General features: G+C 70.2%; 14 protein-coding genes. 3 read left to right on the top strand and 11 right to left on the bottom strand.

Translation table 11 applies throughout. The features are described 5' to 3' along the window. Positions 1-226: 226 nt before the first annotated feature. From Q9R47_RS16945 to Q9R47_RS16930, 4 genes are all read right to left on the bottom strand, one after another. Positions 227-2,923, bottom strand: a complete 2,697-nt coding sequence (locus Q9R47_RS16945) for an EAL domain-containing protein (RefSeq protein ID WP_311234357.1) — start codon at positions 2,921-2,923, stop codon at positions 227-229. After that, on the bottom strand, positions 2,923-4,146 hold the full coding sequence (locus Q9R47_RS16940; RefSeq protein ID WP_311234356.1) for a TRAP transporter substrate-binding protein: 1,224 nt from the start codon (positions 4,144-4,146) through the stop codon (positions 2,923-2,925). The genes Q9R47_RS16945 and Q9R47_RS16940 overlap by 1 nt, the downstream gene beginning before the upstream one ends. Before the next feature lie 103 nt (positions 4,147-4,249). Next, positions 4,250-5,020 (bottom strand): metallophosphoesterase, encoded by a 771-nt coding sequence (locus tag Q9R47_RS16935; protein ID WP_311234355.1) that lies wholly within the window; start codon positions 5,018-5,020, stop codon positions 4,250-4,252. Between the two features lie 20 nt (positions 5,021-5,040). Beyond that, entirely contained in the window at positions 5,041-6,168 is a 1,128-nt protein-coding gene (locus Q9R47_RS16930) for a diacylglycerol kinase family protein (RefSeq protein ID WP_311234354.1), read from the bottom strand. A 265-nt stretch (positions 6,169-6,433) separates the two neighbouring features. Here Q9R47_RS16930 and Q9R47_RS16925 point away from each other — a divergent pair, with 265 nt between their 5' ends. After that, positions 6,434-7,267, top strand: coding sequence for a phosphatase PAP2 family protein (locus Q9R47_RS16925; RefSeq protein WP_311234353.1), 834 nt, complete (start codon positions 6,434-6,436; stop codon positions 7,265-7,267). A 13-nt stretch (positions 7,268-7,280) separates the two neighbouring features. Here Q9R47_RS16925 and Q9R47_RS16920 read toward each other — a convergent pair whose 3' ends face one another. After that, complete coding sequence (locus tag Q9R47_RS16920) at positions 7,281-8,426, bottom strand: MFS transporter (RefSeq protein WP_311234435.1); 1,146 nt, start codon at positions 8,424-8,426, stop codon at positions 7,281-7,283. Between the two features lie 280 nt (positions 8,427-8,706). Here Q9R47_RS16920 and Q9R47_RS16915 point away from each other — a divergent pair, with 280 nt between their 5' ends. Further along, the gene (locus Q9R47_RS16915; protein ID WP_311234352.1) at positions 8,707-9,462 is read left to right on the top strand and encodes a haloacid dehalogenase type II; all 756 of its coding nucleotides are present in this window, start codon (positions 8,707-8,709) and stop codon (positions 9,460-9,462) included. Between the two features lie 50 nt (positions 9,463-9,512). Here Q9R47_RS16915 and Q9R47_RS16910 read toward each other — a convergent pair whose 3' ends face one another. The 6 genes from Q9R47_RS16910 to urtA all read right to left on the bottom strand — a co-directional run bounded on the left by Q9R47_RS16910 (position 9,513) and on the right by urtA (position 16,944). Continuing rightward, positions 9,513-10,556, bottom strand: coding sequence for an adenylate/guanylate cyclase domain-containing protein (locus Q9R47_RS16910; RefSeq protein ID WP_311234351.1), 1,044 nt, complete (start codon positions 10,554-10,556; stop codon positions 9,513-9,515). A 190-nt stretch (positions 10,557-10,746) separates the two neighbouring features. Beyond that, positions 10,747-11,451, bottom strand: a complete 705-nt coding sequence (gene urtE / locus Q9R47_RS16905) for an urea ABC transporter ATP-binding subunit UrtE (RefSeq protein ID WP_311234350.1) — start codon at positions 11,449-11,451, stop codon at positions 10,747-10,749. 217 nt (positions 11,452-11,668) lie between these two features. After that, positions 11,669-12,544 (bottom strand): urea ABC transporter ATP-binding protein UrtD, encoded by an 876-nt coding sequence (gene urtD / locus Q9R47_RS16900; RefSeq protein WP_311234349.1) that lies wholly within the window; start codon positions 12,542-12,544, stop codon positions 11,669-11,671. Beyond that, entirely contained in the window at positions 12,541-13,743 is a 1,203-nt protein-coding gene (gene urtC, locus Q9R47_RS16895; protein WP_311234348.1) for an urea ABC transporter permease subunit UrtC, read from the bottom strand. The genes urtD and urtC overlap by 4 nt, the downstream gene beginning before the upstream one ends. 167 nt (positions 13,744-13,910) lie before the next feature. Then, a complete protein-coding gene (urtB, locus tag Q9R47_RS16890; protein WP_311234347.1) occupies positions 13,911-15,491 on the bottom strand; it encodes an urea ABC transporter permease subunit UrtB in 1,581 nt (526 codons plus the stop codon). Positions 15,492-15,681: 190 nt separating this feature from the next. Then, positions 15,682-16,944, bottom strand: a complete 1,263-nt coding sequence (gene urtA / locus Q9R47_RS16885) for an urea ABC transporter substrate-binding protein (protein WP_311234346.1) — start codon at positions 16,942-16,944, stop codon at positions 15,682-15,684. A gap of 326 nt (positions 16,945-17,270) precedes the next feature. Between urtA and Q9R47_RS16880 the strand changes: the two genes are divergently transcribed. Continuing rightward, positions 17,271-18,626, top strand: a complete 1,356-nt coding sequence (locus tag Q9R47_RS16880; protein WP_311234345.1) for a dicarboxylate/amino acid:cation symporter — start codon at positions 17,271-17,273, stop codon at positions 18,624-18,626. The last annotated feature ends 22 nt before the right edge of the window (positions 18,627-18,648 follow it).

Below are 18,648 nucleotides of genomic sequence, written 5' to 3'. Positions count from 1 at the left end.
GATCAGTTGACTGGAGTGGTTCCAGAATTTCACGATGAAATTGCCGTAGCTGGTGTTCCTCCTGATCTGCTCCAACGTCAGTCCACTCCGCGGCTGTATCTGGCGCCAATGATGCGGACCTTCTCCTGTCCCAATGGAGAGAAAGAAGTCAAGCCCGACCGTCCCGAAAGGCTGCGGCCCGCCCCGTCTCCGCGGCCGTGGCCTTGCCCTTATCACACCCGCCGGATCAGTCGGCGGCAGGCCCCGTCGCCCCTTCCGCCATCCCTTCCGGTGCCGCCTCCGACGCGGCGCCGTAGCGCACCCGGAAATCCTCCGCGCGCATGGGCCGGGCGAACAGGTAGCCCTGGTAGAGGTCGCAGCCGTGGCGCTCCAGGAATCCGCGCTGCTCCTCGGTCTCGACGCCTTCGGCGATCACCTCCAGGTCGAGGTTGCGCGCCATGCCGATGATGGTCTGCACGATCACGTCGTCGGTGGGCCGCGTGCCCAGGTTGCGCACGAAGGACTGATCGATCTTCAGCTGGTGCAGCGGCAGGCGCGTGAGGTAGGCGAGCGACGAATAGCCGGTGCCGAAATCGTCCACCGAGAATCGCACGCCCTTGGTGCGCAACTGGTGCATCTTGCCGACGGAGTCGTCGACGTTGTCGAGCACCAGGGTTTCGGTGAGTTCCAGTTCGAGCAGGTGAGGCCGCACGCCCGCATGGTTCAGCGCATCCACCACGCTGGCGACGAAATCGGGGTGGCGGAACTGGCGCGCGCTGACGTTGACGGCGATGTGCACATTCGCCAAGCGCGGATCGTGGCTCCATGCGGCGAGCTGCGCACAGGCGCTGCGCAGCACCCACTGGCCGATCGGCACGATGAGTTCGCTCTCCTCCGCCACGCCGATGAATTGAGCGGGCGAGATCAATCCCCGATCGGGATGCCTCCAGCGCAGCAGCCCCTCGGCGCCCACGACGCCGCCGTCGCGGGAGATCTGCGGCTGGTAGTACAGGACGAACTGCTGCCCGGCAATGGCGGCCTGGAGGTCGGATTCGAGCTGTGCGCGCTGGCTGATGACCACCTGCATCTGCGGATCGAAGAAGCAGAGGGCGTTGCCGCGCCGGGCCTTCACCTGGTACATCGCGATGTCGGCCTGCTTGAGCAGATCGGCGGCGCTCTGCATCACGTCGCCGAACACCGCGGCGCCGATGCTGCAGGTGTGCTGGTGCATCTGCTGCTGCAACTGGTAGGGCTGCGACACGGCGTGCAGGATCTTCTCGCCGAAGCGGCGCGCGATGGTGGCGGCCTCCTCCCGGTCCTGGGAGAGGTCGCACAGCATGACGACGAACTCGTCGCCCCCGAGCCGCGCCACGGTGTCGGCGGCACGCACGCAGATGCGCAGGCGCAGGGCGACCTGCTGCAGCAGCAGATCGCCCATCTCGTGGCCCTGGGTGTCGTTGAGCGTCTTGAAATGGTCGAGGTCGAGGAACAGCAGGGCGCCGAACTGGTGCGAGCGCTGGGCGGTCGCCAGAGCCTGGTGCAGGCGGTCGAGCAGCAGGCGCCGGTTGGGCAGGCCGGTGAGCAGGTCGTAGAAGGCGAGGTTCTCGATCTCCGCGCTGGCGCGGCGCAATTCCGTCACGTCGTGGTAGGTGATCATGAGCCCGCCTTCCGGCGTGACGCGCTCGGTGATCTGGATGAAATGGCCGTTGGGCAGCATCTGCTCGTGCGTGCCGCGCGTCTCGCGCTGCAGCAGCAGCCGCTGCGCCACCCATTCCCGGCGCATGCCTTCGTCGGCGTCCGGCAGATGGTGCCTGGAGGTGGCCTCCAGCACGGTGCGGAACGGCAGCCCCACGGCCATGATGTCGCGCAGCCAGGGGAAGATCTCTTCGTAGCGCCCGTTCCACTGGAGCACGCGGTGCCCGGGGTCCAGCAGCACGAAGCCGCTGACCATGGCCCCCAGCGCCTGCTCGAGCGTGGCCTTGGAACGGGCGAGATCCTTGCGCGCACGGCTCATGCGGCGCAGGTAGGCCATCGAGAAACCGCCCGCGGCGAGCGCGGTGGCGATCAGCAGCGCTGCCACGGCCGCGATGGCGTTGCGCTCCGTGCGCCAGTTCGCCAGGGCCGCGGACTCCGGCAGGCTGGCCGCGATCCAGAGGCCGGGATAGAGCAGCGGCCGCGCCACCACCAGCGCGGCCACGCCGGACAGGCGCGCGGACTGCCCCCAGGCGCTGAAGGCCGGCGCGTCGTCGCCCAGGGCCGGAACGCGGGCGCGCGTGCGCGCCTCGCCCCGGCTGGAGGTGCCGATGATCAGGTCGCCGCGGCCGCGCTCGAACGAGACTTCCAGCCCCGGAATGTCCGCGCCCTGCATGACCACTCCGACGAGCATGCTCACGGGCACCTGCAGCACCGCCAGCAGGCGTTCGCCATTCTCGGCACGGATGGGCCGCGCCGCATACAGCACGCGTTCGGAACTCGCGAAGCTCACGGTGGGCGCACTGAGGAGCAGCGTGGGCATGCTCTGCGCCATCGCTTCGTCGAAGAAGCCTGCGGGAAGCTCCGAGGTGACGCGCGCGCCGACCGCGTCCGATGCGGCCACCACCGCGCGCCGCGCATCCAGCAGCACCACCGAACGCACGAGGATGTTCTGCCGCGCCGCGCGGCGCAGCAGCCTGCCGATGAATTCCGGATCCGGGCGCGGGTCGCGCTCGCGCCAGAGATCGATCATGTCGTCGGTGCTGGCGAGCAGCACGTCCAGCCCCAGCAGCGCCCGGTTGAGGGCCGCTTCGGAGCCGGCCGCGAAGCGTGCCACCTGCGCCTCGCTCTCGGCGAGGGCCGCGTGCCGCGCATTCACGATCAGGGCGGCGGCAGCCCCCATCAAACCCAGCACCAGCGCCGCCACCGCCAGCACCACGGCCCATCGCAGGCGCACCGACACCGCCCGCATCAGGGGCTCCCCGGCACGGGAATGCCGCGCGCCCGGCCGATGGTGCGGGACCAGACCTCCGCGCAACCCTCTCCACAGCGGCGCAGCCAGTTGGGCAGCACGGCCTCGCGCAGCAGGCGCTGGCGGCGCGCTTCGTCGGCGGCCGACGGCGACACCGCCACCATCGCGCCTTTTTCCCCGTGCATGCACGCTGCCGCGCCGGTGTTGCAGGCCACGCCTTCGGCGGTTTCGGCCTCGGCATCGCGCCAGATGGCTTCCTCCAGCTTCGGCAGTTCGCGACGCAGCAGCGCGCGCAGCTCGGCCGGCATGGCCGCCCAGGCTTCGTCGTTGGCGCCGAAGAACGACAGCCCCCAGGTGATCGGCAGCATGTGCAGGTAGCGCGTCATGCGGTGCATGCCCAGCGTGTTGCCGGACATGGTGCCGGTGATGGCGCATTCGCTGTCGCCGGCCTGCAGGCTGGGCACGATCTGGCTGAAGCCCGTGTGCACCGGGATTCCGCCCAGTCCGGCCACGAAATCGGCCTGCGCCGCCGAGGAGACGCGCACGCGCCGGCCGCTCAGGTCCGCCAGGCCCGAGAGCGCGTTCTTGCAGAAGAGCACCTGCGCCGGATACACGTAGACGGCCAGCATTTCGAAATGGTGGTGCTCTCGCAGGGCCGCTTCGAGGTAGGGGCGGAACGACTGCACGGAGGCCCGCAGGTCCGCCAGCGTCGGGTTGAGACCCGGAAGATCCGGCGCGGTGTATTGCGGGTACTGCGCGGTGAGCGAGCTCATCAGCACCGTGCCCATCGGCACCACCCCGAGTTCTATGAGGCGCAGCATTTCGATGCCCGGAACGCCCGCACGGTCGAACGGGACGATGGAGGCGGTGAACCGGCCGCCGCTCAGCCGCGGCAGTTCCTGGGCCCAGAACGGTGCCTCGCGGCGGGAATACTGCGACAGGGCCCCCAGGTTGCCCACGATGCGCAGGCGGTAGGTGGCGCCGGCGGCGCGCGACACGGCCGACTTGGGCACGGAAGCGCGCGCGTCGGATCGCGGCGCCGCAGGCGGTACGACGCCCTGTGCGGCCACGGCCTGCCACGGCGCCGGGCCTGCTGCGAGCAGCGCCGCTGCCAGCAGGGCGGTGCGCGCCGCCGGGCGGGTGCGCGCGCACGACCCTGCGCGTCGCGGCGCATGGCAATCGTTGGGTTCGCCGGCACGGGGCTCCCGGACTTTCGCATCCAAATGTGGTTCCTCCCAGTAGCCCCGGTTTTTTACCATTTCGCGGACCTTCGACAAATGCTGATAAGCGCCATTTATTCGCCTCTCGGCCCGGGATGCCCGTCCGTCACATGGACAGCGGGCCGCCGGGGTGCGGCACGAAGCCCCCCTCCGCGAGGTCGAAATCCCACCGCGTGAGGCATCTCTTTCCTGCGCGCTCCTCGAGGGTGATCAGGCTGTTGGGCGCCTGCGCACGCAGCCGCACCGACACGGCAGTGCCGGCGTGCGCGGTCCACAGGCCGGGAAGCGCTTCGCCCAGGCCGGGCTCGTGGGCGTGGCCCGATAGCAACAGCGCGGCACCGGCTTCGCGCCAGCGCGCCAGGGCCTCGGCGGCCCGGTGCGGCCGGTGTTCGGCATCGCGCGCGTGGCGCGCGGCCAGGGGGTGGTGGGTGACGACGATGCGCCAGCGGTCCGGCGGCGCCGCCGCCAGGCGCCGCGCCGCGGCGTCGATCTGCGCGCGCGACAGGCTGCCGCGCTGGTGGCGCCAGGGCCGCGTGGTGTTGACGCCGACCACGAAGAACCCGCCGGCATCGCACACCGGCTCCAGATCGTCGTCCCACCAGCGGGCGTAGCGACGGTAGGCATGGCCGAGCCGCTCCCACCAGGCGAACAGCGGCAGGTCGTGGTTGCCGGGCAGCACCAGCGTGCTCGGCGCGGGAAGCCCGGCGATGAAATCGTGCGCGGCGTCGAACTGCCGTGCGGTGGCGCGCTGGGTCAGGTCGCCGGACACGACCACCATCGCCACGTCGAGCCGGCGTGCCAGCGCATGCACCGCGGCGCAGACGCGCGGGTCATGGGCACCGAAATGCAGGTCGGACAGGTGCATGAGTACGCCCATGGTCCGTCCGCACTCCGGTTTCAGGACACTGTCGCCATGCCGGGAACGGCACCCGGCACCGGAAGGGGTGCAGGCTCGGGAGGGTCCGGGTCCTCGGCGACCGGGGCGGCGCGCACGGGAGAAGCAGCGGCGTCGCCGGGTGCTGCCTGGGCATCGTCGTCCCGCGCGGTGGCGGTGGGCGCCACCAGCCAGAGCGGACGGTTCTCGACGCGGAAGCGCAGCGGCGACGGCATCCACTCCCTCTCGCCGTCGAACGCGACCTTCACCTGGGCCGGCCGCCAGCTGGCGGGCTCGACCTCCATCTCGGCGCAGGCCAGGCTGATCACCGACTCGTCGCGGTCGAGCTGCCCGATCGCGGCGTGCCATACGGTGCGCGCGGTGGCCCAGCGGCCCTGCGGCTTGAGCAGCAGCACCGCCAGGTGATCGCCCTCGGCCACGTCGCGCGCCTGGGGGATGCCCAGGCGCTCGAGCTGCAGCGGATTGTTCCCGACGAACAGGGTGGACGCGAAGAACTCCTCGCCGACCAGGGCATCCGCCCCGCGGTGGGCGCGCAGCGAGACGCGCCAGCGCCGCGCCGAAGCGGGCCGGAAGAAGCTCCAGACGGCCGACGCGACGGCCACCCAGCGCGAGCGGCCGAACCGGCGCGAGGCCATCTCGCGCTGCTCCAGCAGCCGCGGGTACAGCCCGATCGCCGCGTTCACGAGGAACATGCGGTCGTTGACGTAGCCGACGCGCACCGGGCGAACGTCGCCCGCATGCAGTGCCTGCAGGATGTCCTCGGCGGCCTGGTGGAAATCGAGCGACAGGCTCTGCTCGCGTGCGAAATAGTTGAACGTGCCGGCCGGGATCACGCCCATGCGCACCTCGTGGCGCCATGCGGCCGCGGCCACGGCGTTGATCGTTCCATCGCCGCCGCAGGCCACGACGATGCCGCCCGACTCTTTGGCGGCGCGTGCCGCTTCGTCGGCGGCCTGCACGATGCCGGCGCGCACCGCGGGCACGTGCCACCGCACCGCGTGCCGGCGCAGCGGCTCGAGCGCTTCCAGCCGCTGGCGCACCTGGGCGTGGTCCGCGCCCGGGCGGTGCGGAACCACCAGGTGCACCGGCCCGGGCCCGGCGGAAGGAGATGGCGGAACGATGGGCGGCATGGAACGGTGGGTTGCGCGGCAGCGGGACCGCCACGGAGGGTTGGGATACGCGTTGTGCGGGGCCCCATGGCCCGCAGCCATTCTGCCGGCGTCCGCCCCCGCGGCCGCATCGGAAGGCAGAGTCAGCCCGTGTCGGCGCGCGCCGACACCCGGATGCGGCCGCACGGGGCAATCTCGTACGCCGGGGTGGGTCTTGTCCCCCGCCTGCGCCCCGCTCCGTGTCACCATGCGCGCAATTTTTCCAATCACCGCTTGAATCTTCGACATGACACCGCTGCAGTCCTGGGCCGTCTGGGCCGGAACCCATCCCCTGGCGACCTGGGGCGCCGGCCTGGCGCTCGTGCTGGCCGCCACGCTGGCCGCCCGCGGCGCCGTGCTGTTCGCCTCGCCCCGCTGCGCGCCCTGGCTCGGACGCTGGTCGGAGCCGCGCCACGCGGTGCCGCGCCTCTGGATGGCGCTCGCGGTATCCGGCCTGCTGCTCTGGGGATGCGCCGAAATCCTGGGAGAGCTGGCCGATGAGTGGTCCGACACCACGCACTGGGCCCATCTGGACGAAACGCTGGCGGCCACGCTGCGCGCCCACGCGGGCGTGCCCACGCTCACGCTGTTCGCGCGCCTCACCCATGCGGGCGACAAGGAAGTGCTGGCCGTGCTGGCGGTGGGCGTGGCGGCGGCCCTGTGGTGGCGCCGCCACCGGCTGCTCGCGGCCGGATGGGTGGCAGCCCTGGCCGGCAACGGCCTGCTGACGCGGGGCTTCAAGCATGCCTTCGAACGCGTGCGGCCCGAGCACGTGCACGGCATCTCCGCGGCCGACGGCTACAGCTTCCCGAGCGGCCACAGCAGCAGCTCCCTGGTGGCCTACGCCATGCTGGCCTACCTGGCCGTCCGGCTGCTGCCGGTGCGCTGGCACCTGCCCGCGGTGCTCGCGGCCGCGGCGGTGACCTTCACGGTGGGCTGGAGCCGCGTCGTGCTGCAGGTGCACTACGCGAGCGACGTGCTCGCCGGCTGGGTGACCGGCGGCATCTGGCTGACCTGCTGCGTGCTGGTGATGAACGGCGTGGGCCGCTGGCACCGCAGCCGCCTGCCCGTGGCGGCCTGAGGCGCCGGTCCGCTCAGGCGGCCTTGCGGTCGGCAGCGAGCGATGCGGCGAACACCGCGAGCCCGCCCACGGCCAGCAGCACGCCGACCCAGCCGGTGGACGTCCAGCCGAGGCCGGCGCTGATCGCCACGCCCCCCAGCCACGCACCGAGGGCGTTCGCGCAGTTGAAGGCGGAGTGGTTGAGCGCCGCCGCCAGGGTCTGCGCATCGCCGGCCACGTCCATGAGCCGGATCTGCAGCGCCGGCCCGATGGCCACGATGGTGCCGAGCAGGAAGGTGGCCAGCGCGGCCGTCGCCACATGGTGCGCGGCGAACACGAATCCGCCCAGCACCACCACCGACCACAGCAGCAGCGCGCCGATGGTGCGCATCAGCGCCCGGTCGGCCATCCGCGCCCCCACGAGGTTGCCCGCCACCATGCCCGCGCCGAACAGCGCCAGCACGAACGGCACGCCGCCCACGGGCAGGCCCGCGACCTCGGTGAGCGTCGGCTTGATGTAGCTGAAGACCGAGAACATGCCGCCGAAGCCGATGGCGCCGATGCCCAGGGTGAGCCACACCTGCTTGCGCCGCAGCGCACCCAGCTCGCGCCAGGGGCTGGCGCCGGCGTCCGGCGACATGTAGGGCACCCCCCGGCGGACCATCGCCATCGCCAGCACGGCGATGGCTCCCACGAACACGAAGGCCGCGCGCCAGCCGAAATGCTGGCCCAGCGCCGCCGCGATGGGAACGCCCGCGAGCGTGGCGCCCGTCAGCCCGAGCATCACCATGCCCACGGCGCTCGCGCGCCGGCCCGGCGGCGCGAGCGAGGCCGCCACCAGCGCCGCCACCCCGAAGTACGTGCCGTGCGGCAGGCCGGTCAGGAAGCGCATGAGGTTCAGCGACAGATAACCCGGTGCCAGCGCCGAGGCGAAATTGCCGAGCGCGTAGACCGCCATCAGCGCGATGAGCAGCGCGCGCCGCCCCCAGCCCGCGGCGAGCACGGCGAGCACCGGCGCGCCGATCACCACGCCGAGCGCGTAGGAGCTGATGACGTGGCCCGCCTGGGGAATCGTCACGCCGATGTCGCGCGCCACCTCGGGCAGCAGGCCCATGATGACGAACTCGCCCGTGCCGATGGAGAAGCCGCCCACGCCCAGCCCGATGAGCGCCGCGGCCATGCCGCGCCCCGTGGCCTGCACCGGCACCTGCACGGTCTCGGCGGGAACCGCAGGCCCGCTCAAACGCGTGCTCCCGGGAGAGGGGCGATGGGACAGAGCGACAGGGATGCGGACATGATCGGGGACAGCTGCATGGATACGGGAAAACCCTGAATTCTGCCGCAGCTCCGCGTTCTTTGCCGGCACGCCGTCGCCGCCCCACCCGGTGCAGGGCGGCCCGTTCCGCATCCCGGGAAGGCCCGGGCGCTCCCCGCGCGGCCCCTGCGGCATGATGGACGCCATGGCTTCCCTCCCCTCCCCTTCATCCTCTACCGCTGCCGACCCGTCCGGCACGGACGACGGCATCCGGCTGGTCGTATTCGACGTGTTCGGCACCGTGGTGGACTGGCACGGCAGCCTCGTGCGCGAACTGGCGGTGCTCGCGCCGCAGGTGGACGGCGATGCGTTCGCACGGGCCTGGCGCGACGGCTACCAGCCGGCGATGCAGCGCGTGCGCGAAGGCGGACGCGGCTGGACGGTGCTGGACGCGCTGCACCGGGAGATCCTCGACGGCCTGCTGCCGCGTTTCGGGTTGGACCACTGGGGCGAAGCGGAGCGTGACCACCTGAACCGTGCCTGGCACCGGCTGCGGCCCTGGCCCGACAGCGTGCGGGGCCTGGAGCGGCTGCGCCGCCGCTTCATGGTGTGCCCGCTCTCCAACGGCAACCTGGGCCTGCTCGCGGACATGGCCAAGGCCGGCGGCCTGCCCTGGGACTGCATCCTGTCGGCCGAGGTGTTCCGCGCGTACAAGCCCGATCCGGCCGTGTACCTCGGCGCCGCGCAGGTCTTCGGCCTGCCGCCCGGCGCGGTGCTGATGGCCGCGGCGCACCACGAGGACCTGGAAGCGGCACGCGCCTGCGGCCTGCGCACCGCCTACATCGAGCGCCCGCTCGAGTTCGGCGAGGCCCACCGCAAGGATGTGTCCCGGCGGCCCGGCAACGACCTGCACTGCGCGGACATCGGCGCGCTCGCGGACGCGCTGGGCTGCGCGGACTGAACCACGCGCGGCACCTGGCGCCGCGCCGCCGGCACCGGCGGCCTCCCCCGTCAGCCGGGGGCGACCATGCCCTGCACGAAGCGCCGTACCTGGGCGTCGAACTCGGCGCAGGTCGCGGTGAACTCCACCCCGGCCAGCACCTGCGGACCGGTGGTGTGGAGGGTCACCACGCGCGCATACACGTCGCGGGCCTGGTAACGGGCGATGGGCAGATCGAAGGCCAGTCGCAGTTCGCCGTGCAACGGCACGGGCTCGGCCAGCTCCAGCAGCGCGCCGTGGTAGCCCATGTCGCGCACCGTGCAGGGCAACTGGTGGGGCAGCACCGCACCGCCCTCCACGCGCTGGCAGGTGCACGCCAGGTTCGCTTCCACCCGCAGGCTGCGCCGGAACTCTTGGCGCGGCACCTTCAGCCGGCGCCCCGGCACGGCCACGAGCTCGCGCATCGCGAGCGGTGCCGCGCGGCCCTTGGCGAAGACCTGCACCGGCGCCGACAGCGAGGCCATCGTCCAGCAGCGCTGGTACACCGCCTCGCTCACCAGCACCTGCCCGCGCAGCGCGAACGCGCGCAACTGGGCGGCGTCGGACACCACGTCCCCCAGCAGCACGGGTGCCTGCCCGGTGGGGCCGGACGACGGCAGGTTCCCCACGAGCGCCGTGCCGAAGGCGATTCCCACTCCCGCGTACACGGGCGGCAGGCGCTCCTGGCGATAGGCGTCGTTGAGCTCCTTGAGCGCCATCTGCAGCGCCACCGCGTAGGTGGCGGCGCGGCGCACACCGTCGCTGCCGTCTCCACCCCGGTCCTCGGACGGAAACAGCACGGCCGCGCCGTCGTCCATCCAGTGCGCCAGCACCCCGCCGTGCGCCGCCAGCAGCCCGTGCACGCAGGACAGGATGCGCTCCATCCATTCCCGGGCGCGCGGCGGCGGCAGCGATGCGGCCATCTGCGCGAAATCCCGCACGCCGGCCTTGAGCAGCGTGATCTCGCGTTCCTGGAGCGGAGGTGGCGGCGACGAAGACGAGGACGACGACGGCTCTGAAGATGGGGGCTCTGGCGGTGGCGTAGCGTCGGTGCCGGTGGAGGAAGGAGCGGACATGGCGTGGATGGGACCGGAAGTACGGCGACGCGGCGGGACAGGAAAGGACGGCGGCCGCACACGCATCCAGCATAGGGGCTGGAGTTCGCGGCGGTCAAGCAGACGCCGCGCCGCTTGCAACACCCCTGCCGCCGCGCGCGAAGCGTCATGCGCCCGTCACGTCCACCGGGTGCGGTACCGCCGCGCCCCGTCAGATCGCCACCAGCTGCCGGATCCCCTGCGCCTGCATCTCGCTGCCCGGCCCGCGCGCGATGATCTCGCCGCGCTCCATCACCAGGTATTCGTCGGCCAGTTCCTCGGCGAAGTCGTAGTACTGCTCGCACAGCAGCACCGCCACCGGGTGCCCGTCCAGCCCCTCGTCGGCCAGGCGGCGGATCACGCGGCCGATGTCCTTGATGATGCTCGGCTGGATGCCCTCGGTCGGCTCGTCCAGGATCAGCAGCCGCGGACTGGGCGCCAGGGCCCGCGCGATCGCCAACTGCTGCTGCTGTCCCCCCGACAGATCCCCGCCGCGCCGTCCCAGCATCTGCCGCAGCACCGGGAACAGCGCATAGAGATGCTCCGGCACCGGCGTGGAGCCGCTCTTGTAGGCCAGTCCCATGCGCAGGTTCTCCTCCACCGTCAGCCGGCCGAAGATCTCGCGGCCCTGCGGCACGAAGCCGATACCGGCGCGCGCGCGCTCGTACGGCGTCCAGCCCTGGATCGGCAGGCCTTCCCATTCGATCGTTCCGCTGCGGGCGGGAACGAGGCCCATCAGGCTCTTGAGCAGCGTGGTCTTGCCGACGCCGTTGCGGCCGAGCAGGACGGTGACCTTGCCGGGGGCCGCGGTCAGGCTCACGTCGCGGAGGATGTGGGAGCCGCCGTAGTACTGGTGGAGATTGTGGACGGTGAGCATATGGAGGGTTTTTTAAGGGTGGGAGCCGGGTCTCGCCCCGGCGGAACGGGGCAACCTGGGGTGGTCGGTGCGAAGCACTCGCGCACCAAGGGCCGAGCGAAGCACTCGCCGGGGATGACCGAGCGCAGCGCACAAAGTGCGCGGAGCGAGTTCCATGGCGCCGCCGGGCGCACATCCCGGCCCCGGAAAACAAACGCACAGCCACAACGAAACACCATCACCGCCCCAGATACACCTCGATCACCCGCTCATCCCCCTGCACCTCGTCCAGCGTCCCCTCCGCCAGCACCGCGCCGTCGCACAGCACCGTCACCTTCTCGGAGATCGTCCGGATGAACGACATGTCGTGCTCCACCACCATCAGCGAATGCCTGCCCTTCAAGGACAGGAACAGCTCCGCCGTGCGTGCCGTCTCCTCGTCGGTCATGCCCGCCACGGGCTCGTCGAGCAGCAGCAGCTTCGGGTCCTGCATGAGCAGCATGCCGATCTCCAGCCATTGCTTCTGGCCGTGGCTCAGCTCGCCGGCGCGGCGCGCGGGCTGGTGCGCGAGGTGGATGGTGCGCAGCACCTCGGCGAGCCGGTCCTGCTGGGCCGAATCGAGGCGGAAGAACATCGACGACGCCACGCCCTTGTGCGTCTTCAGCGCCAGCTCCAGGTTCTCGAACACCGTGAGCTGCTCGAACACCGTGGGCTTCTGGAACTTGCGGCCGATGCCCAGCTGCGCGATGCCGGGCTCATTGTGGCGCAGCAGGTCGATGGTGGAGCCGAAGTACACCGTGCCGCGGTCGGGGCGGGTCTTGCCGGTGATGATGTCCATCATCGTCGTCTTGCCCGCGCCGTTGGGGCCGATGATGCAGCGCAGCTCGCCCGGGGCGATGTCGAGGTTCAGGCCGTTGATCGCCTTGAAGCCGTCGAAGGCCACGTGCACGTCCTCCAGGTAGAGGATGCGGCCGTGCGTGACGTCCACTTCGCCGGGCACGGCCAGGCGCGAGAAGCCTGCGGCGCGGCCGCCGGATTCCGTCTGGCCCGGTCCGGCCGGGGCCTGCGCAGCACCCACGCGGCGGGCGCCTGCTTCCATCAGTTCGGGGGTCATGCCACGCCCTCCTCTTTGCGCAGGCTCGCTGCATTGGCGTCGATGGCGGATGCGGTCGCTGGAGCGGAGGCGGCGGCCTCCTGCGCCGGCGCGCGGGCCTTACCGGGCCGGCGCAGCAGGCCGACCACGCCCTGGGGCAGGAACAGGGTCACGGCGATGAACAGCGCGCCCAGGAAATACAGCCAGAATTCCGGCGCCGTCACCGTGAGCCAGCTCTTGGCGCCGTTGACCAGGAAGGCACCCACGATGGGACCGACGAGCGTCGCGCGTCCGCCCACCGCGGCCCAGACCGCGATCTCGATGGAGTTGGCCGCGCTCATCTCGCCCGGGTTGATGATCCCCACCTGCGGCACGTAGAGCGCGCCGGCCACGCCGCACATCATGGCGCTGATGGTCCAGATGGTGAGCTTGTAGGGCAGCGGCGAGTAGCCCGAGAACATGACCCGGGTTTCCGCGTCGCGCACGGCCTGCAGCACGCGGCCGAATTTGCTGCGCACCAGCCAGCGGCCCAGCAGGAAGCAGCCCAGCAGCGCCAGCCCGGTCAGCACGAAGAGCAGCATGCGCATGTTCTGCGTGGCGATGGGCTGCCCCAGGATGCGCTTGAAGTCGGTGAAGCCGTTGTTGCCGCCGAAGCCGGTCTCGTTGCGGAAGAAGAGCAGCATGGCCGCATAGGTCATGGCCTGCGTGATGATGGAGAAGTACACGCCCTTGATGCGCGAGCGGAAGGCGAAGTAGCCGAACACGAAGGCCACCAGGCCCGGCACGGCCACGACCAGGACCAGCGTGGCGACGAAGCTGTCCGAGAGCGCCCAGTGCCAGGGCAGCTCCTTCCAGTCCAGGAACACCATGAAGTCCGGCAGGTCGCTCTTGTAGTTGCCGTCACGGCCGATCTGGCGCATGAGGTACATGCCCATCACGTAGCCGCCCAGCGCGAAGAAGAGGCCGTGGCCCAGGCTCAGGATGCCGGTGTAGCCCCAGATCAGGTCCATGGCCAGCGCGCAGATGGCATAGCACATGATCTTGCCGAGCAGCGCCACGGCGTAGTCCGACAGGTGCAGCGGGCTGCCCTCGGGTACCCAGAGGTTCAGCGCGGGTGCCACGGCGCACACCACGATCAGCGCCACGATGAAGCCCGTCCAGCCGGTGCGAGTGAGCAGCGGAGCCGGAGCTGGCAGTTGAATGGAAATGGGAGTGGTCATATTTTTTCAGCGTTCGGCATTGCCCAAGGCCGCAGCCACCGCCACGGCCCGCGCCAGCGGCCGCCGCGCAAGGGCCGCCCCGCCGCGCTGGCGGCGTCCCTCCTCCCGCATTGCGCAGCAATGCGAGAGAGCGGGGAAGGAGCGAAGCGACACAGGGGGGCTCCATATCAATCTGCGGTACGCCCCTTGACCGCGAAGATGCCCTGCGGCCGCTTCTGGATGAAGATGATGATGAACACCAGCACGGCGATCTTGGCCAGCACGGCCCCCGTCCAGCCTTCGAGGAACTTGTTCAGCACGCCCAGGCCCAGCGCGGCATAGACGGTGCCGGCCAGCTGGCCCACGCCGCCCAGCACCACCACCATGAACGAATCCACGATGTAGCTCTGGCCCAGGTCCGGCCCCACGTTGCCGACCTGGCTCAGGGCGCAGCCGGCCAGCCCGGCGATGCCCGAGCCCAGCGCGAACGCATAGGTGTCGATCCGCGCCGTGTTCACGCCCATGCACGAGGCGATCGGCCGGTTCTGCGTGACGCCGCGCACGAAGAGGCCCAGGCGCGTCTTGCTGATGAGGAAGGCCACGCCCGCCAGCACCGCGAAGGCGAAGGCCACGATGACGAGGCGGTTCCAGGGCAGTTGCAGGTTGTCCATCAGCTGCACGCCGCCGCTCATCCAGGCGGGGTTCTCCACGCCCACGTTCTGCGCGCCGAACACGCTGCGCACCAGCTGCTGCAGCATGAGGCTGATGCCCCAGGTGGCCAGCAGGGTTTCCAGCGGCCGGCCGTAGAGGAACCGGATCACGCCGCGCTCCAGCACCGCGCCCATCAGCGCCGACGCGCAGAAGGCCACCGGCACGGCCGCGACCAGGTACCAGTCGAACGCGCCGGGCAGGTATTTCTGGAACAGGCCCTGCACCACGAAGGTGGCGTAGGCGCCGATCATCATCAGCTCGCCGTGCGCCATGTTGATCACGCCCATCAGCCCGTAGGTGATGGCCAGGCCCAGCGCCACCAGCAGCAGGATGGAGCCCAGGCTGAGGCCCGAGAACAGCGCGGCCAGGCGCTCGCCCCACTGCAGCCGGTCTTCCACGCGTTGGAGCGCAGCCCGCATGGCGGCCCGGGCCTTCGGGTCTTGTTCATTGCGCAGCTGCTCCAGCAGCACGGTACGCGTGGCGGGGTTGCCGCTGTCGGCGAGCTGGTTCGCGGCCTCCAGCCGGCGGGCCGGATCGCTGCTGCCGATCAGCATGCGTGCGCGGATGGCAGAGAGCCGCGCCTTCAGGCCTGCGTCCGCCTCGGTCGCCAGCGCCTTCTCGACGAGGGGCAGGCGCGCCTCGTCGGTCTCTTCGCGCAGCGCATCGATGGCGGCGCGGCGCCGGGCCACGTCGGGCGACAGCAGCTGCAGCGAAGCCAGGGCCGCATCGAACTCGCCGCGCATGCGGTTGTTGTTGACGATGTCCTCGGCGTCGGAAGGCACGGGCACTTCCGATCCCGTCACGGGGTCCAGCCCCTTGTCGTCCTTGACGACGATGGCCTTGCCGCCCGCGATCCTGACCGCATCGTCCGCCATCGCCCGGATGAACGCCACCGTGGCCTCGTCGGGCGTGGCGATGGCCTGCTGCAGCGCCGCGATCCGCTCGTCGGTATCGCCCGCGGCCATCGCCCGCGCCGCCTCCGCCGTGAGCGCATGCGCCTGCACCGCCGCACACAGCAGCAGGCAGGCGATCAGGCGATGAAGTAAGTTGGAAAACATGGTGTGAGGAAGGACGTCACGAACAAAAGGGACGGCCGAATGCCCGTCAGCGTCACGGCGCAAGCACTGCGCGGCCCAAGCCAGCAGACGCCGCGGAGCCGGCTCCGCCGGTCCGCTGGCGTCGTCCCCCTGCCCGCCGTGCGCAGCACGGCGAGAGCGGGGGGAAGGCCCGAAGGGCCTCAGGGGGGTGTCACTTCTTCTCAGGTTCGTCTTTTTTCTTGTCATTGCCCTCGATGTACGGGCTCCACGGCTTGGCCTTGACCGGGCCGGGCGTCTTCCACACCACGTTGAACTGGCCGTCGGCCTTGATCTCGCCGATGAACACGCTCTTGTGGAGGTGGTGGTTCTTCTCATCCATCTTGCTGACGATGCCGCTGGGCGCCTGGAAGGTCTGGCCCGCCATCGCGGCGATCACCTTGTCGGTGTCGGTGCTCTTGGCCTTCTCCACGGCCTGCGCCCACATGTGCACGCCGATCCAGGTGGCTTCCATCGGGTCGTTGGTCAGCGGCTTGTCCTTGTGGCCGGGGATGTTGTTCTTCTTCGCGTAGTCGCTCCACTGCTTGATGAAGGCCGTATTGGTCGGGTTCTTGATCGACATGAAGTAGTTCCAGGCCGCCAGGTGGCCGACCAGGGGCTTGGTGTCCACGCCGCGCAGCTCCTCTTCGCCCACGCTGAAGGCGACGACCGGCACGTCCTTGGCCTTCAGGCCCGCGTTGCCCAGTTCCTTGTAGAAGGGCACGTTGGAGTCGCCGTTGATGGTGGAGACCACGGCCGTCTTGCCGCCCTGGCTGAACTTCTTGATGTCGGCCACGATGGTCTGGTAGTCGGAATGGCCGAAGGGGGTGTACTTCTCGTCGATGTCGGAATCCTTCACGCCCTTGGACTTCAGGTAGGCGCGCAGGATCTTGTTGGTGGTGCGGGGGTACACGTAGTCGGTGCCCAGCAGCACCCAGCGCTTGGCGCCGCCGCCGTCCTTGCTCATGAGGTAGTCCACCGCGGGAATCGCCTGCTGGTTGGGCGCGGCGCCCGTGTAGAACACGTTCTTGGACAGTTCCTCGCCCTCGTACTGCACGGGGTAGAACAGCAGGCCGTTCATTTCCTCGACCACCGGCAGCACGGACTTGCGGCTCACGCTGGTCCAGCAGCCGAAGATCACCGAGACCTTGTCCTGGCCCAGCAGCTGCTTGGTCTTCTCGGCGAACAGCGGCCAGTTGGAGGCCGGGTCCACCACCACGGGCTCGAGCTTCTTGCCCAGCACGCCGCCCTTGGCGTTGATGTCGTCGATGGCCATCAGAACCGTGTCCTTGAGCACGGTTTCCGAAATCGCCATGGTGCCCGAGAGACTGTGCAGCACGCCGACCTTGATGGTGTCGGCGGCGTGGGCCGGGAGCGTGGAGAGGCCTGCCAGGGCGGCGGCGGCGCACAGCGCCTGGAGAGTGAAGCGACGTTGCATGGTGGGGCTCCGGAGAGGGGAAGGATGAAGAACGACCGTGGATCGATGGAGCCGATTCTGGACAGCACCGCCGCGGCGCGGAATACGCCAACGGGCGTATGCCCGGGGCCGGGGGCGCCCACCACGCAGGCGGGGCGGCCGCTTCCGCGCGCGGCGCGCCGGCCATGGCGAAGGCCTGGCCGCGGCTATGGCGACGGCGTCACCGATGTGGTTTCCCACAATGTTTTGCGCGCAACGCGGCCTTACAGTGCGTCACCCGCGCGACGGCCGCCCGTAGACAGGCGCCCCGCGCACCGCTCTTTTCCTGTTTGACGCCAGAGGCCTGCATGACCGCAACCGCCCGCATCCCCGCCCGAAAACTTCCCCTCTACCGCTCGCTCTACGTCCAGGTGCTGTTCGCCGTGATCGTGGGCGTGCTGCTGGGCCATTTCTTCCCCGAGATCGGCGAGAAGATGAAGCCGCTCGGCGACGGCTTCATCAAACTCATCAAGATGATCATCGCGCCCATCATCTTCTGCACCGTGGTGGTGGGCATCGCGGGCATGGAGGACATGAAGAAGGTCGGCCGCACCGGCGGCCTCGCCCTGCTCTACTTCGAGATCGTGAGCAGCATCGCGCTGGTCATCGGCCTCATCGTGGTCAACGTGCTCAAGCCCGGCGCAGGCATGAACGTCGATGCCTCCGCGATCGACACCAAGTCCATCGCCGCCTACACGGCGCCCGGCAAGATGGGCACCACCACCGACTTCCTCATGAACATCATCCCCACCACCGTGGTGGATGCGTTCGCCAAGGGCGAGATCCTGCAGGTGCTGCTGATCGCCGTGATGTTCGGCTTCGCCCTGCACCGCTTCGGCGGCCGCGGCACGCTGGTGTTCGACTTCATCGAGAAGACCTCGCACGTGCTCTTCACCATCGTGGGCTACATCATGAAGGTGGCCCCGATCGGCGCCTTCGGCGCCATGGCCTTCACCATCGGCAAGTACGGCGTGGGCTCGCTGCTGTCCCTGGGCAAGCTCATGGGCTCGTTCTACCTGACCTGCCTGCTGTTCGTCTTCGTCGTGCTCGGCCTGATCGCGCGCTTCCACGGCTTCTCTATCTGGAAGTTCGTGAAGTACATCAAGGAAGAACTGCTCATCGTGCTGGGCACCTCCTCCAGCGAATCGGTGCTGCCGCGCATGATGGAGAAGATGGAAAACCTGGGCGCGAAGAAGACCACCGTGGGCCTCGTGATCCCCACCGGCTACTCCTTCAACCTGGACGGCACCTCCATCTACCTGACCATGGCCGCCGTGTTCATCGCCCAGGCCACGAACACGCCGCTGGACATCACCCACCAGATCACCCTGCTGCTGGTGCTGCTGCTGACCTCCAAGGGCGCCGCCGGCATCACGGGCAGCGGCTTCATCGTGCTGGCGGCGACGCTCTCGGCCGTGGGCCACGTGCCGGTGGCCGGCCTCGCGCTGATCCTGGGCATCGACCGCTTCATGTCCGAGGCGCGGGCGCTCACCAACCTCGTGGGCAACGGCGTGGCCACCCTCGTCGTCGCCAAGTGGACGGGCGACCTCGACACCGAGCAGCTCCGCCAGCGCCTGGACAACCCCGACTGGGTGGCCGCGCAGGAGCCGGAAGCCATCCTCGACACCAAGACGGAGCACATGGACACCACGGGCCGCCACTGAGCGGCACCGCATCCAGCGCACG

The sequence above is a fragment of the Acidovorax sp. PRC11 genome (assembly GCF_031844105.1).
In the GTDB taxonomy this organism is placed as follows: domain Bacteria; phylum Pseudomonadota; class Gammaproteobacteria; order Burkholderiales; family Burkholderiaceae_C; genus Paracidovorax.
The sequence above is the reverse complement of the archived record's forward strand: the minus strand, read 5'-3'. Positions and strand labels throughout refer to the sequence as shown.